At 71.4% G+C, this 14,006-nt stretch carries 11 protein-coding genes and 1 pseudogene; all 12 read right to left on the reverse strand.

All coding sequences use genetic code 11. The annotated features are described in order from the left end of the window. Positions 1-440, reverse strand: a pseudogene (locus NBZ85_RS16660) (glycerol acyltransferase); the annotation flags it as partial. 56 nt (positions 441-496) lie between these two features. Further along, positions 497-1,537: an NAD-dependent epimerase/dehydratase family protein gene (locus NBZ85_RS16665; protein ID WP_261554949.1), complete on the reverse strand. Its 1,041-nt coding sequence runs from the start codon at positions 1,535-1,537 to the stop codon at positions 497-499. 148 nt (positions 1,538-1,685) lie between these two features. After that, the gene (locus NBZ85_RS16670; protein ID WP_261554950.1) at positions 1,686-2,549 is read right to left on the reverse strand and encodes an SAM hydrolase/SAM-dependent halogenase family protein; all 864 of its coding nucleotides are present in this window, start codon (positions 2,547-2,549) and stop codon (positions 1,686-1,688) included. Between the two features lie 221 nt (positions 2,550-2,770). After that, complete coding sequence (locus NBZ85_RS16675) at positions 2,771-2,869, reverse strand: 30S ribosomal protein bS22 (RefSeq protein WP_003948845.1); 99 nt, start codon at positions 2,867-2,869, stop codon at positions 2,771-2,773. A gap of 83 nt (positions 2,870-2,952) precedes the next feature. Further along, on the reverse strand, positions 2,953-3,750 hold the full coding sequence (gene proC / locus NBZ85_RS16680) for a pyrroline-5-carboxylate reductase (RefSeq protein ID WP_261554951.1): 798 nt from the start codon (positions 3,748-3,750) through the stop codon (positions 2,953-2,955). A gap of 228 nt (positions 3,751-3,978) precedes the next feature. Beyond that, positions 3,979-5,073: an RNA-guided endonuclease InsQ/TnpB family protein gene (locus NBZ85_RS16685; RefSeq protein ID WP_261554952.1), complete on the reverse strand. Its 1,095-nt coding sequence runs from the start codon at positions 5,071-5,073 to the stop codon at positions 3,979-3,981. A gap of 77 nt (positions 5,074-5,150) precedes the next feature. Further along, positions 5,151-7,652: an acyltransferase gene (locus tag NBZ85_RS16690; RefSeq protein ID WP_308205188.1), complete on the reverse strand. Its 2,502-nt coding sequence runs from the start codon at positions 7,650-7,652 to the stop codon at positions 5,151-5,153. Between the two features lie 623 nt (positions 7,653-8,275). Further along, entirely contained in the window at positions 8,276-9,046 is a 771-nt protein-coding gene (locus NBZ85_RS16695) for a class I SAM-dependent methyltransferase (protein ID WP_261554954.1), read from the reverse strand. 31 nt (positions 9,047-9,077) lie between these two features. Continuing rightward, complete coding sequence (locus NBZ85_RS16700; protein ID WP_261554955.1) at positions 9,078-10,043, reverse strand: sugar phosphate isomerase/epimerase family protein; 966 nt, start codon at positions 10,041-10,043, stop codon at positions 9,078-9,080. Between the two features lie 339 nt (positions 10,044-10,382). Further along, positions 10,383-11,591 carry a Ppx/GppA phosphatase family protein gene (locus NBZ85_RS16705; protein WP_498041246.1) on the reverse strand — a complete coding sequence of 403 codons (1,209 nt, stop codon included), beginning with the start codon at positions 11,589-11,591 and terminating at the stop codon, positions 10,383-10,385. A gap of 48 nt (positions 11,592-11,639) precedes the next feature. Beyond that, the gene (locus NBZ85_RS16710) at positions 11,640-12,320 is read right to left on the reverse strand and encodes a response regulator (protein ID WP_261554957.1); all 681 of its coding nucleotides are present in this window, start codon (positions 12,318-12,320) and stop codon (positions 11,640-11,642) included. Next, entirely contained in the window at positions 12,317-13,705 is a 1,389-nt protein-coding gene (locus tag NBZ85_RS16715; protein ID WP_438803087.1) for a sensor histidine kinase, read from the reverse strand. Before NBZ85_RS16715 ends, NBZ85_RS16710 begins: the two co-directional genes overlap by 4 nt. Positions 13,706-14,006 lie beyond the last annotated feature (301 nt).

Below are 14,006 nucleotides of genomic sequence, written 5' to 3' on the forward strand. Positions count from 1 at the left end.
GAGGCGGTGCCGTTGGAGGCGGTGCCGTTGGAGGCGGTGCCGTTGGAGGCGGTGCCGTTGGAGGCGGTGCCGTTGGAGGCGGTGCCGTTGGAGGCGGTGCCGTTGGAGGCGGTGCCGTTGGAGGCGGCCGAGCGCGCTGGGCGGCTGGTCGACCGCTTCGCCCGCGGCGGGCGGACGCCGTTGAGCGGGCGCACACTCTGGTCGGCCGGACGCCGGGGAGCCGGCTCGCCGGCGTCCGCCATAGCCGGATCGGGGCTGCCGACGCCACCGCTGGTGGCAGGCTTGAGCGCTGCTCCGCCCGCGTCCGCCACCGGGGTGCGGGCGGCGGGTCGGGAGCGGCTGCGGCGGGCAGGCCGAACGCCGTCCGCCGTGGCGGCCCGCTCCTCGCTGTTCAGTGGGATGATCTGCGCGTCCCCCCGGGACTCGTCCCGATCCGCCATGCGTTCCGCCTCTCCCCGCCCGCCGCGACGGCCGGTCGGTCCCCCCGTCGGGCGCGTCACGGCGAGTCCGTCAGCCAGCGCCGGTCCAGCGAGCCGAGCAGGCCGTGCTCGATCCGGGACACCAGCTCGTGGTCGATGGTGAACCGGAGGTCGCGATACCGGACGAAGTTGTCGAAAGTCTCCACCGTCGAATATTGGGGCCGGTAGCCGAAGACCGTCTTCAGCCGGGCCGTGTCGACTGCCCGCCCGTGGGCAAGCAGGTCGAGCTGCTCGGCGGAGAAGTCGACCAGACGCAGCCGGCGAGCCACCCCGCCGAGCGCCCCGATCGCCGGGAAGGGCACCGGGAGGAAGGGGCGGCCCGCCCGACGGATCGCCTGGGAGAGCAGCAGCACCCCGTCCCCGGCGACGTTGAACGTGCCCGCGTGCTCGTCGCGGGTCGCGCGCAGGAGCACCGCGAGGGCGTCGTCGGAGTGCAGGAGCTGGATGCGCGGGTCGAAACCGAGCACTGTCGGCACCACCGGCAGATCCAGGTAGCGGGCCAGTGGGCTGTCTGACTGCGGGCCGAGAATGTTGGTGAAGCGCAGCACGGTGACCGCGATGTCGGGACGGCGCCGGCTGAACCCGCGGACGTAACCCTCGACCTCGACGGCGTCCTTCGCGTACCCGCCGGTGGGCAGGGCGCGCGGCTCAGTGTCCTCGGTGAACAGCGCCGGGTCCCGTGGCGAGGAACCGTAGATCGACGTCGTCGACTTCACGACCAGTCTGGTCACGCTTCTCGCCTTCTGACAGGCCGCGAGCAGCTGCATCGTGCCGATCACGTTGATCTCCTTCATCGCGGCCCGGCCGCCCGCCCCCAGCGGGGTCGCGATGACGTTGAGATGCAGCACCGTGTCGATCTCCGCGGTGGAGATGACCTTGGCGATCAACGGATGCCGGATGTCGGCCCGGACGAACCGGGTCCGGCCGAGGTCCGCGTCGGGCGCCGCCGTGTCGACACCGACCACGGCCTCGATCTCAGGATCCGCGGCAAGGGCCGTCGCCACCTGGGCGCCCAGCGGCCGCGCGACACCGGTAACCAGCACCCTGCGTGGTCTCATGGCAGTCTCCCCGCAACGCCCGCAGGTGTCCCTCCGGCGCCGGGGACGATGCACGCGCCCCCGCCGCGGTCATCGTACGCCCACTCCTCCCGCTTTCACTGCGCAGCGTGAACTCAGCTGGCGTGTCGACTACAGAGTGTGAGTTTCGTCAGAGGGGAAGCGGCAGATCCTGGACGATGCGGAACGCGGAGGGCTTCCGGGGAAGCTGCGCGATCACGACCGCGTCCTGGCGGCGCAACCGCAGTGCGTCCGAGGCCCGGCCACAGTTCACCGCAATCATCACGCGGCGCAGGGCATCCTCGCACACGGTGACCCCACCCCGGGGCACCTCTCCGTACGTCTGCGTGAAGGTCAGCCGCATGAGCCGGTTGCCGGCCCGAACCTCGACCGGATCGCCGAGCAGGATCCCGGCGGCCTCCAGGTCGATGCGGGTCATGTTGAGCGAAAGGTTGCCGAAATGGTCGATGGACACGACCTCGCCGTGGACGTGGTCGTCGTCGACGCTGCACGCACGCGGCCGGAACCGGGTGAGCGAGGCGGGATCGAGCCGCGGGCCGACGTCTGTCAGGTCCAGGCCCGCCGCGAGCCGCGCCGCCACCGGCGCGTAGACGTCCCGCCCGCGAAACACCGCCGTGGGCAGCGGCAGCCAGAACTCCCGGTTGGCGATCTCGTAGACGTCCGCGATGCCGCCGAGGGCCTCCCAGGCCAGGGAAGCCACTCCGTTGTCCGGGCACACGAACACGGAACGGTCGGCGGTGCGAACCGCGACCCCGCGGGTGTAACCGTCCGCGTCGAGGCGTTCGACGACGACGAGATGGATCCCCGCCGGCAGGTAGCCGACCGCCCCGGCCAGGGTGATCGCCGCATGCCCCACATCCTGGGGCGCGATCGAATGGCAGACGTCGAGCACCCGCGTGGACGGGGCGTGCCGCGCGATGACGCCGTGGCACACCCCGACACAGGCGTCGTCGACGCCGTAGTCGGACAGGAAGTTGATCCACGAGCCCGCCATGCCGTCCCCCTGCCTGCGGACCGGCCGCGCTGCCGCCCCAGCGGAGTCAGCCTGCCACAGAGTCATGGCTTAAGCACGCAGAGCGACGTGGCGGGGCTCCTGTTGGCACGGGAGCCGCGCGCCAGGCGCGGGTAGGAACACTGGGAAGACGCCGATGACGGAGAACGTGGGCCCAACCGACCATCCGCCGGCGCGTCCCCCGCACCGGACCGGCCGGGAACCTACTTCTTGTTGCGACGCTGAACGCGGGTGCGCTTCAGCAGCTTGCGATGCTTCTTCTTGGCCATCCGCTTGCGACGCTTCTTGATGACTGAGCCCACGTACCCGACCGATCTATGTTGAGGAAGTTACCGGGCGAGCCTACCCGCCGTGGGGGCCAACCACGTCGAGCCCGGTGTCCCAGCTACGAACGGCCCAGTTCCCGGGAGCGGTCACTAGCGGCCTCCAACGCGTCCATCAGCGCCGCGCGCACTCCCCGCCGGTCCATCTCCCGCAACGCCGCGACGGTGGTTCCCGCCGGCGAGGTGACCGCCTCCCGCAGCAGGGCGGGATGCTCGCCGCTCTCGCGCAGCATCCGGGCCGAGCCCAGCGCCGTCTGGATGACGAGTTCCGTGGCCAGCGGACGCGGTAGGCCGAGCAACACGCCCGCCTCGACCATCGCGTCGACCAGATAGAAGAAGTACGCCGGCCCGCTGCCGGAGAGCGCCGTGACCGCGTCGAGCTGGGACTCCGCGACCCGGGTGACCCGCCCGACCGGCGCGAGCAGCGCCTGCGCGGCGGCGAGGTGCTCCTCCCCCGCGTTGCGGCCGGCGCAGATCGCCGACATCGCCTCCCCGACGAGCAGCGGGGTGTTCGTCATGACCCGGATGACCGGCGGCGATGACGGCAGCCGCTCCTCGATCGCCGCCGTGGTCACTCCGGCCGCGAGCGACACGACCAGTGTGCCGGCGGAGACCTCCGGGGCGATCTCGGTCAGCAGTGCGCCGACGTCCTGCGGCTTGACCACGATGAGCAGCACATCGGCCTTGGCCGCGGCGATCACCGGAGGATGGACCTCGACGCCGTGGCGGGCGGCGATCTCCGCGGCCCGGTCGGCGTCCCGTTCGGCCACGACGACGTCCCCGGCCGAGTGCCCGGAACCCAACAGCCCGGACAACACGGCTTCGCCCAGCCGTCCCGCCCCCACGACCGCAACGATCATGACCGTCCTTCCCTTCCGTCCGCTTCGCCCCGCGGCCTGGAGGGTACGGCCCGATCGGACGATCCGGGGAACGCGGGTCGTCCCGGACCTGGGAGGCACAGATCAGCAGCCGTCACCCGGCCCGCTGCCATACCCGGTCCAACGCTGACATCCCCACCTCCCTACAGGGAGGTGGTTCCCGCATCTCGCGGTGCGGGTTCCTGCTTCACCGACGGACGCCGCCTCGCTTCACCAGCGAGGCGGTCTCACTCCCTCTCCGCAGGCGGACACCGCAAGCCCTGCGGCCAGAATGTTCTTCGCCGCGTTCACATCCCGATCGTGGATTGCCCCGCAGGACGAACATGTTTTCGACGACGGGTAGAACCGGTCGACCTCGATCACCGTCCAGCCGTACCAGCCGGCCTTGTACTCCACCATCCGCCGCAGCTCCGACCAGGACGCATCCGAAATCGCCCGTGCCAGGGTGTGGTTGCGGAGCAGGTTACGGACGGGCAGGTCCTCGAGGGCCACCGTTTGGTTCTCGCGGATCAACCTCGTGGACAACGTGTGCAGAAAATCCCGGCGCCGGTCGGCGATCCGCCCGTGGATCCGGGCGACCCTCGCCCGGGCCTTCGCCCGATTCCTCGAGCCTTTCACCTTGTGGGCAAGGTTCCGCTGCGCGCGGGCGAGCCGGACGCGGTCCCGCTGCTCGCGCTTCGGGTTGGTGACCTTCTCCTCGGTCGACAGGGCCACCAGCGCGGTGATCCCCGCATCGACCCCCACCCGTGCGTCCACCGAAGGCAGGCTGGTCACGGTCTCCTCGACGAGGATCGACAGGTGGTACTGGCCCCGGCTGTTCCGTGACACCGTCACCTGCGACGGCACCGCACCGTCCGGCAGCGGGCGGGACCAGACGATGTCCAACGGCCGGCCCTGCTTCGCCAACCCGGCCCGACCATCCCGGTAGGTGAAACAGTTCCGAAAATAGGTCGCCGCATCCACGGTCCGACCCTTCCTCTTGAACGACGGAAAGCCTGGCCGCTGCGCCCAGAAGTTCACAAACGCCGCTTGAAGATGGCGAAGCGTGGCCTGCAGTGGGCCTTTCTGCGGTTCGGCCAACCACAACGTCTCCGGATCCCGCTTCCACCCGGTCAGCATCCTGCCAGTCTCAGCGAGAGTGACCCGGCGCCGCTCCTCCCGCCACGCCCGGGACCACTCGGCAAGCGCCCGGTTGTACACGTAGCGAACACAACCAAACGTCGCGGCAAGCTGCGCGGACTGCTCAGAATCCGGGTAGAACCGATAGCGGTATGACCGCTTTACCGGCTGGCTTCCCACAGCCATCAGAATAGCACATATGTTCGACGTGCCGATACTGTTGTTGAGGCGCCAACCCCGCTCTGAAGGATGGGGCCTGCGCGCTATATTTCATGGTCATACCCGCCTTGGCCGCCGCCCTCGCCGCCCCGCCGACGACCGCTGGTCGCGCCGCGTCCGGGACCGGCGTCCGCGACCGGAGGCCAGCCAGCACCACCCGTCCCGCGGTCGTCACCACCGCCCTCGGCGTGGCCGCCCCGGTCCGGCCCGGGCCAACGGCGGGTACGCGGATCACCGGTCGGATGGGAGTCGGAGGACCGCGTCCAGGACCGGTCGCCCGCGCCGGCTCCCTGCTCCCACTCGTAGTTCGGCTCTCCGAGGTAGGCATGGTCCACGTAGGCGGGCCCGACTGGCGGCGGGGTCGGGCCGGTCAGCGGGTCACCGCCCGGTCCCCTGTAGCCACCGTGACCGCTGTAATCATCGGAACCGCGGTAACTTCCGAAATTGGGGTGAGAGCGGGAATCGCTGTAACCACCGGGACCTGCATAACCATGCGGATCGGCGTAATCGCGCGGACCGGCGTAATCACCGGGAGCGCGGTAACCCGCCTGATCGGGATAGTCAGCCTGCGGGGGATAGTCAGCCGGGCCGGTGCGGGCGGCGGGACCGGTAGCGCCGCCCGGAGCGGTGCGCGGCGGCCAGGTCCGGTCTGCGGGCGCGGCAGCGTAGCCCGCGCGAGGGCGCGCGTACCCCTCGTCGACCCAGACGTCGGCGCCGTCGTCGGGGACGTGCCCGGCGAAGCCCGGCAGGTCCCCCGTGCGCGGACCGGCGCCCCGGTCGTAGGAGCCGGGCGGCGGCTGGCTGACCCAGCCCTGGCCGGCACGGCGATCCTGACCGGCGTCGGCCCAGCCTGGGGCGGTCCGTGGGCCGCTCCCGTGGGTGTTGGCGCCGGCGCCGTCCCAGCCGTCGTAGGCGTCCGCACGGTAGGCGTCCGCACGGTAGGCGTCCGCACGGTAGGCGTCCGGGCTCCCTGCCGGCTGCGGGTCTTGCCGGCCGCCCGCCGGCTGGCCGCGGCTCGGGCGGCCGCTGCCGTATCCCGCATCGGCGTACCTGGGATCCGTGTACCTGGGATCCGTGTACCTGGGATCGGCGTACCCGGGATCGGCATGCGGGGCGTCGACGAAGTCGTGATCCGTGTACCGGTCGGCGTCGCGTCGGCTTCCGCCGTCGCGGCGGTGGCCGGTGGCGCGGCCGGCCATCCCCGGCAGCTCCAACCAGGTGGTGTCCTCTCCGCGCCCGACTTCCTCGGGCCACCGAGCCTCCTCGGGCGCCGGGCGGGCGTCGGGGACCTTCACCGTCGCCGGTCCGCGGGGGGTGTCCGCCCACTTGGGCCGGGCCCGCTGCGCGGGCTTCTCGACGAACCGGTTCGAGAAGTAGGCGATGAACGTGCTGGCGGCGGCGGCACACACCACCGACGGCCACAGCCCGATCCGGGGCACGAGCTGACCGTTCGCCGCGGAGATGACCGGGTAGTGCCACAGATAGATACTGAAGGTGATCTTGCCGAGGAAGGCCATCCGCGGGCTGCCGAGCAGGCGGACCCAGGCGGTGTCGCGGCGCAGGTCGGCGCTGAGGATGACGATCGCGCCGAGCAACGCGCTCGGGATGTACGCGGCATGGTCGAGCCAGTTGGCGCTGTGGCTGTCCTTGTTCGGCCCGAGGAAGGCAAAGAGGACCAGCCCGATCCCGGCGACGAGGCCGAGGCCGGCGATGCGCAGCCCCACCGTCCAGCGCTCGACGGCGGCCGAGGTGACCGGCGTGACCTTGCTTCCCGACTGCGGGGAGTGCCGGCGGCGGCGTCCGCCCGTGGCCGGATCGGTGACCGGCTCCTGCGCGGCCAGGGCCCGCAGTCTGGCGTCACGCCAGACTGCCAGGAGGCAGCCGATCAGCAGCGGGGCGACGTGCGTGTCAAGCGCCAGGTATACCCGCGAGTGCGGCGCGCCGCCGCTGGCGACGGTAAACGTCCAGATCGCGACGACCACGATCATCGCGAGCAGGATTTTGATCAGATGCGGCCGTAGCCGCTCGGATCGGGTGACGAGCAGGAACATTGCTGGCCACAGCAGGTAGAACTGCTCCTCCAACGACAGCGACCAGACGTGGGCCAGCCAGCGACCGCCTGCGGCCGGGTGCTCGACCTTGTACCAGTTGTTGACGTTGAAGAACGCGGACACCGCGCTGCCGATGTAGTCGTTCCGGAAGGGGACGTCATGCCATTTGAACGCCACCGTGACGGCGAGCCCGGCCAGCAGGTAGACCCACATTGCGGGCATGAGCCGATAGGCACGCCGGACCAGGAATCGACCCAGGGAGACCGTCCCCGTCCGGCTGCGCTCAGCCAGCAGCAGCGCGGTGATGAGAAACCCGCTGAGGACGAAGAAGACGTCGACCGCCACGTTACTGGCATGGATGGCGCCCATGTGGCCGGCGAGGATGATGTAGATGCAGACGACCCGCAGCCCGTCGAGGGCCGGGTTGTAGGCGAACTTCGCGGCGGCGTCCGCGGACGAGGCTCCGGCCGGCCGGGGCGGTACGGACGATCGCACCGGCGGCTGCGGGCGCGGCGGATCCCCGCCGGGATGCGCCCCGCCGCGCCCGCGCCGGCCGCCAGCCCGCACATCGCGCACAGGTGGGTCCGAGGCGTGCGGGTCCCCCCTCCGGGGGTCCCCCGCACTCGGTTTCCCCGTACGCGGGTCCCCGGCGTACAGATCCATTGCCCCGGTGTCCGCCTGCCAGGAGACCGGCGGGCCGGTAACCGTCGCCCGGGAGTCCGCCGTTCCAGCTCGTTCCGGACCACGCCGCATGATGACCGTCGCCTCCTCTAGCGGAACGCCGGCGGTCGGCGTCCGGCTCAGGGGTGACGTGTGGCGCCGGGACGGGCCGGACGCGGTGCTGCGGATCGTGCACCGATCCGCTCGCCCAGCCGGACCAGCACCCGGTATCCGCAACACTGCGCTTCGCCAACAAAGTACGACACACCCCCGCGAACGCCCGCAAGACTAACGGACTAGTAAATCCCGCTCGAGTCGGGTACTCCGTAATGAAAGCGACACCGCCGGCAAGCCACCCACAGTGCATGATTCATTACATAGGAGATCGCCGGGGCGACGAGGCGTCACCGACCGGCCCAGCGATACGGGCCGGCCTGACGCGACCGGCCGCGGACGCCTCAGCCCTCGGGCATCCGCGCAATCACCAGCAGGGTACGAAAGGGCTCGACGACGACACCGTCGGGAAAGGCCCGCAGCATGGTCCGACGCTCGGCGTCAAGAAAGTCGCCGAGACGATCACCGATCGCCGCGACGTACGACTTGGAGCGCAGCCAGGTCAGGTAGTCATCAATTCCGATGCGCCGTTGCCACCGCCCGGTGAGGGTGACGACCTCGCTGAAGTGCCCGGTCCAGCGCAGCTCGTCGGCGAACGGGCGGGAGCGGTATTCCCGCCGGTAGCCGGGGCTCATCCGTTCCAGCCGTTCCTGCTGGCGCTGCCACCAGCGGAACTGCGCCGCGTCGACGTCGTTCCACCAGACGGCGACGGCGCCGCCGGGGCGCAGCACCCGCACGGCCTCCGCCGCGGCGACCGGTACGTCCACCCAGTGCCAGGCCTGCGCGTAGCAGACCAGGTCGGCAACCCCGGCCCGCAGCGGCAGCGCCTCCCCGTCGCCGCGCACAGCGGGTAGTCCGGGGCTGCGGTCAAGCAACCGGGCAAGCATGCTGGGACCGGGTTCCACCGCGACGACACGCGCGCCGCGCGCACGCAGCAGCCGGGTGGCGATGCCGGTACCCGCGCCCACGTCGATGACATCGGCCCCCGCCAGCGGGCGGCCCACAATCCTTTCGATGTCACCGAAGACATGCTCGGGATAGCTCGGCCTGGCGGCGGCATAGGCATCGGCCAGCGGGTCGAACAACGAGCCGGTCGGGGTCCGTCCTCGGGACATGCTCTTATGGTGGCGACTAACCGCCGGCGTGTCAGCCGTAGGTGTGATGAAGTCCGGCGGCGGACGGCGTGGCGAAGTGAAGCCGGGTGAACGCGAGCGCCTCGGCGAGGTCGGCCTCCCGTTGGACGCGCGACTCGGCGCGCCGCGTATTGATTTCGACGACGATCGTGCCGTCGAAACCCCCGGTGGCCAGCAGTTCCAGTAGTTCGGCGCACGGCTGCGTGCCGCGGCCGGGGACGAGGTGCTCGTCCTTGGCCGACCCGACGCCGTCGGCCATGTGCACGTGGACCAGCCGTTCGCCGAGGACGCCGGCCATCGCGACCGGATCCGAGCGCGACACGCTGGTGTGCGACAGGTCGAGGGTGACGTGGGCGTAGTCGTCGTCGACCGGGGACCAGTCCGGCGCGTAGGCGGAAACCTCCCGGCCGCGGGCCCGCAGCGGGAACATGTTCTCGACCGCGAACCGCACGTCGGTCTCCCCGGCCATCCGCTCGATACCCGTCACGAACTCCCGGGCGTAGTCGCGCTGCCAGCGGAACGGCGGGTGGACGACGACCGTCGGGGCGCCGAGCGTCTCGGCGACGGCACGAGCCCGCACCAGCTTCGCCCACGGATCGGTGCCCCAGACCCGCTGGGTGAGCAGCAGGCACGGCGCGTGGATCGCCAGAATCGGGATGCCGTGGTAATCGACCAGCCGGCGCAGCGCCTCAGGGTCCTGGCTGACCGGATCCGTCCAGACCATGATCTCGACACCGTCGTAGCCCAGCCGCGCGGCCATCTCGAAGGCGGACGCCGTGGACTCCGGATAGGTCGAGGCGGTGGACAGCGCTACCCGGGCACTGGGCGGGACGGGTGCGTGGGCCGGGGCGCCGCGCGGGAGGACGACTGCCGATTGAGGGGCCCGAACAGCCTCGGGTGCGGCCGCGGCGGGTGCGGCCGCGGCGGGTGCGGCTCGCTCCGGCGGCACCCGGGCGGGTGCCATCGCGACCGGCGGCACCGGCCACGCATCCTCACGCGACGCCTGCAAACCAACTCCCTGCCGTACGGACCGGGAACCGGCCAGCTCGACCGTTCCCCTCATCCAGGCTAGGCCATCGTCGCGAACCCGCTCGCTCCGATGCCCGCCGAACGAGGGTGCGTAGCCCCACATCGCACGTGACAACGGCAACATCCCGTTATCGTTGCGCTACAACGCTCCCCCCGCAACCGGACATTTACCTTTATTCTCTGTGTCAATCGCCTCCCCCCGCCTGGGCTACCTTGCCTATCCCCCTTGCCTGTCCCCAGGGACACAAGGAAGCCGGACGCCGGGCAGGGCCGGACGCCGGCAGGAGGCTCAGGCCGAGGTGAGCCAGTCGAGACGGCGCAGGATGACGCCCTCCCGCAGCGCCCAGGGGCAGATCTCCACCTCGTCGATGCTGAACAGGTCGAGCGCCTCGGCGGCGACGACGGCGCCGGCGACGAGCTGCCCCGCCCGCGACGCCGAGACCCCCGGCAGCCCGGCCCGTTCCTCGACCGGCATCCGGGACAGCCTCGCCACGACCTCGGCGAGATCCTCGCGGCGCAGCACCCGGCGGGTGTACGGCCCACGGCCGTAGGGCTCGGCGCCGGCGATACGCGCCAGCGAGCGGAACGTCTTCGACGTGGCCACCGCCCGGGTGTGCTCCCCCAGGTGGTAGATCGTGCCGACAACCGGCGCGATCTGCGCCCGCACGTAGCGCCGCAGCTCGGCGAACTCGGCCCGCTTGGGCGGGTCGTTGTCGGCCAGCCAGTCCCGGCTGAGCCGGCTCGCGCCCAGCGGCAGCGAGGCGACGACCTCCGGGTCCTCGTGCATGCCGGCGCCGATCTCCAGGGAGCCGCCGCCGATGTCCAGGGCCAGCAGCCGCCCGGCGCTCCAGCCGAACCAGCGCCGCACGGCCAGGAAGGTGAGCCTGGCCTCCTCCTCGCCCGGCAGGACGCGGATCGCGATCCCGGTCGCGCCCTTGACCCGATCCAGCACCTGCTCGCCGTTGGTCGCGTCGCGCAGCGCCGAGGTGGCGAACGCGGCGAGATCGTTCACCCCGAGGGCGTCTGCCTGCTGGCGCATGTCCAGCACGCAGGCGGTCAGATCCCGCTCGCCGTCGGGCCCGAGCGATCCGTCGGCGTCGAGCAGCTCGACGAGCCGCAGCGGAACCCGCACGCTGGCCGCCGGCTGCGGCTGCCCACCCCGATGGGCGTCGACGACCAGCAGATGAACAGTGTTCGACCCGATGTCGATCACGCCGAGCCGCATCGGACCGGGATGGGGGCCCGCCGGCACGGGGCTCACGCTGACCGCAGGTCGCACGGGCACGGACGGCGGTGAGCCGACGACCACCGCGACGGCCGCACCGATCGGCCCGACCTCCGCGGCATCCCGGGCCTCCACCGCGTCCCGGGCCTCCGCGGCCGCCTCCCTGCCCCCAGTGGAACTGCCGTCCTGCACGGAGTCCCGGCCCGCCGCGGCGTGCTCGGCCCGAGAGGTCATACGGCTGGCGCCGAGCGGGAACCACCCCGTCGGACGCACGCCACCGAGCACCTGAACACCGCCCCCCTCCGGCCGCGACCTACCTGATCACGGCTCGAACTTGTAACCCAGGCCCCGCACGGTCACCAGGTGCCGCGGATTCCCGGGTTCGTGCTCAATCTTCGTCCGCAGCCTCTTGACGTGTACGTCCAGGGTCTTGGTGTCACCCACGTAGTCCGAGCCCCACACCCGGTCGATCAACTGACCCCGCGTGAGTACCCGCCCGGCGTTGCGGAGGAACATCTCCAGCAGTTCGAACTCCTTGAGCGGCAGGGTGACCGCGCCGCCATCGACCGTGACGACGTGCCGTTCGACGTCCATCCGGACGGGTCCGGCCTCCAGGGTGACCTCCGCGGCCTCCTCCGTCTCCGAGCGGCGGCGCAGCACGGCCCGAATCCGGGCCACGAGCTCACGGGCCGAGAACGGCTTGGTGACATAGTCGTCCGCGCCGAGCTCCAGGCCGAGCACCTTGTCGATCTCGCTGTCCCGCGCGGTCAACATGATGATCGGCACGCTGGACCGGCTCCGCAGCGTGCGGCACACCTCGGTGCCGGACAGGCCGGGAAGCATCAGGTCGAGCAGGACGAGATCGGCGCCGCGCCGGTCGAACTCGGCGATCGCGCTGGGGCCGTCGACGACGACCCCCACCTCGAAGCCCTCCCTCTCCAGCATGAAGGACAACGCATCGGAGAAGGACTCCTCGTCCTCGACCACGAGCAGCCGGGTCACCTTTTCGCTCCCCCTGTCGCATCGGACGGTCCGGCCGACCCGGACCGCTTCCTGTTCTCGGCGCGGCGGCGCGCCCCCCCGCCGGAACTGCCGCCGTCCGCGCCCCCCGAGCCGGCTCCACCGGCACCACCGGCACCACCGGTGCCGCTGGAGCCACCGAAGCCGCCGCCAGGGGCGCCGCCGCCGACGTCGATACCGCCAGGATGACCGCTCGGCGCACCGCCCGCGTCGGAAGCCTCGGGCCCGGTCCTCGCCGGAGCACGGCGCTCCCCGAAGGTGAACGATCGCAGCGCACCGGTGAACAGCGGCAGCCGCAGGGTGAACGTGGAACCCGCGCCCTCCGCGCTCCACACGGTCACCGACCCGCCGTGATTGGTGGCGATGTGCTTGACGATCGCGAGGCCGAGCCCCGTCCCGCCGGTCGCCCGGGAGCGAGCCGGGTCCGCGCGGTAGAACCGCTCGAAGACCCGCTCGAGGTCCTTCTCCGCGATCCCGATGCCCTCGTCGGCGACCGAGATCTCGACGGTCGTCCCACTGCGGCGTACGCCGAGCACTACCCGGGTCCCGCGCGGCGAGTAACTGATCGCGTTGTCCAGGAGGTTCGCCACTGCGGTGACGAGCTGGTTCTCGTCGCCGAGCACCCGCAGCTCGCCGTCGCCGATCACCGCGATGGAGATTTCCTGTGCCTGGGCGACGAGCCGGGTGCGGTCGACCGCCTCGGCGAGCAGCCCGGCCGTCGCCAGCGGCCGCAGATCGGGCAGCGGCTCGGCGCCCTGCAGCCGGGACAGATCGATGATTTCCTGCACCAGCCTGGCGAGCCGCGCCGACTCGTGGGTCATGCGGGAGGCGAACCGGCGCACGGCCACCGGGTCCTCACTGGCCGCGGCGACCGCCTCGGCGAGGACGTGCAGGGCACCGACCGGGGTCTTGAGCTCGTGGCTGACGTTGGCGACGAAGTCCCGGCGCACCGCCTCGACGCGGCGCGACTCCGTAATGTCATCCAGGATGACGGCGACATGACCGGACGAATCCAGCAGGCGGGCCCGGGCGCGGACGGCAACGCCCTCCTGGTCGGGCCGGGGCCGGGTCAGCGGCGGCTCGGGCACCGGCGGCAGGTCGATCTGGCGCTCCCGGTCGCTGCCCGCCCCGCGGGTCGCCCGCACCAGTTCGGCCAGTTCCGCCACCGCGAGCTCGTCGGAGTCGACCACGCCCATCCGCCTCGCGACCGTGTTGACCAGGACAACCCGGTCGGTGGAATCCAGGACCATCAGCCCCGTCGGCAGGCCGGAGATGACCCGGCGGACCAGCTTTGCGGGCAGCATCGATCCGCCGTCCGCGCCCCCGTCGGGGCCGGTTGGTGCGCTGCTGCCGGGTACCACCGTCATCGTCCATCCAACGTCTCGGGCCACTCGGTGGGCGGGGGCGGCTCGGTGTGGTGTGGTGTGCGCCGGTTGTCATGGCATCTGCCGACCTGTCACCCACTCGCCGCATGCTAGGTGCCCACATGCCTTCTGGGCATCGCTCCGCAAGGCTCCACCGCCGATGGTTGCCAGTTGTTCATCGGACCTATCGTCGATGTTCACCGGACCGCGAGAGGTGCACATCATCGTCGAGGTTTACCGCGGCACAGCTCCCCCATCGCGATCGCGACGATTCGTCCCAATAGTGCGGTCCGAGCCCCACCCC

Origin of the sequence: Frankia tisae (assembly GCF_025403405.1) — a bacterium.
GTDB classification, from domain to species: Bacteria; Actinomycetota; Actinomycetes; order Frankiales; family Frankiaceae; genus Frankia; species Frankia tisai.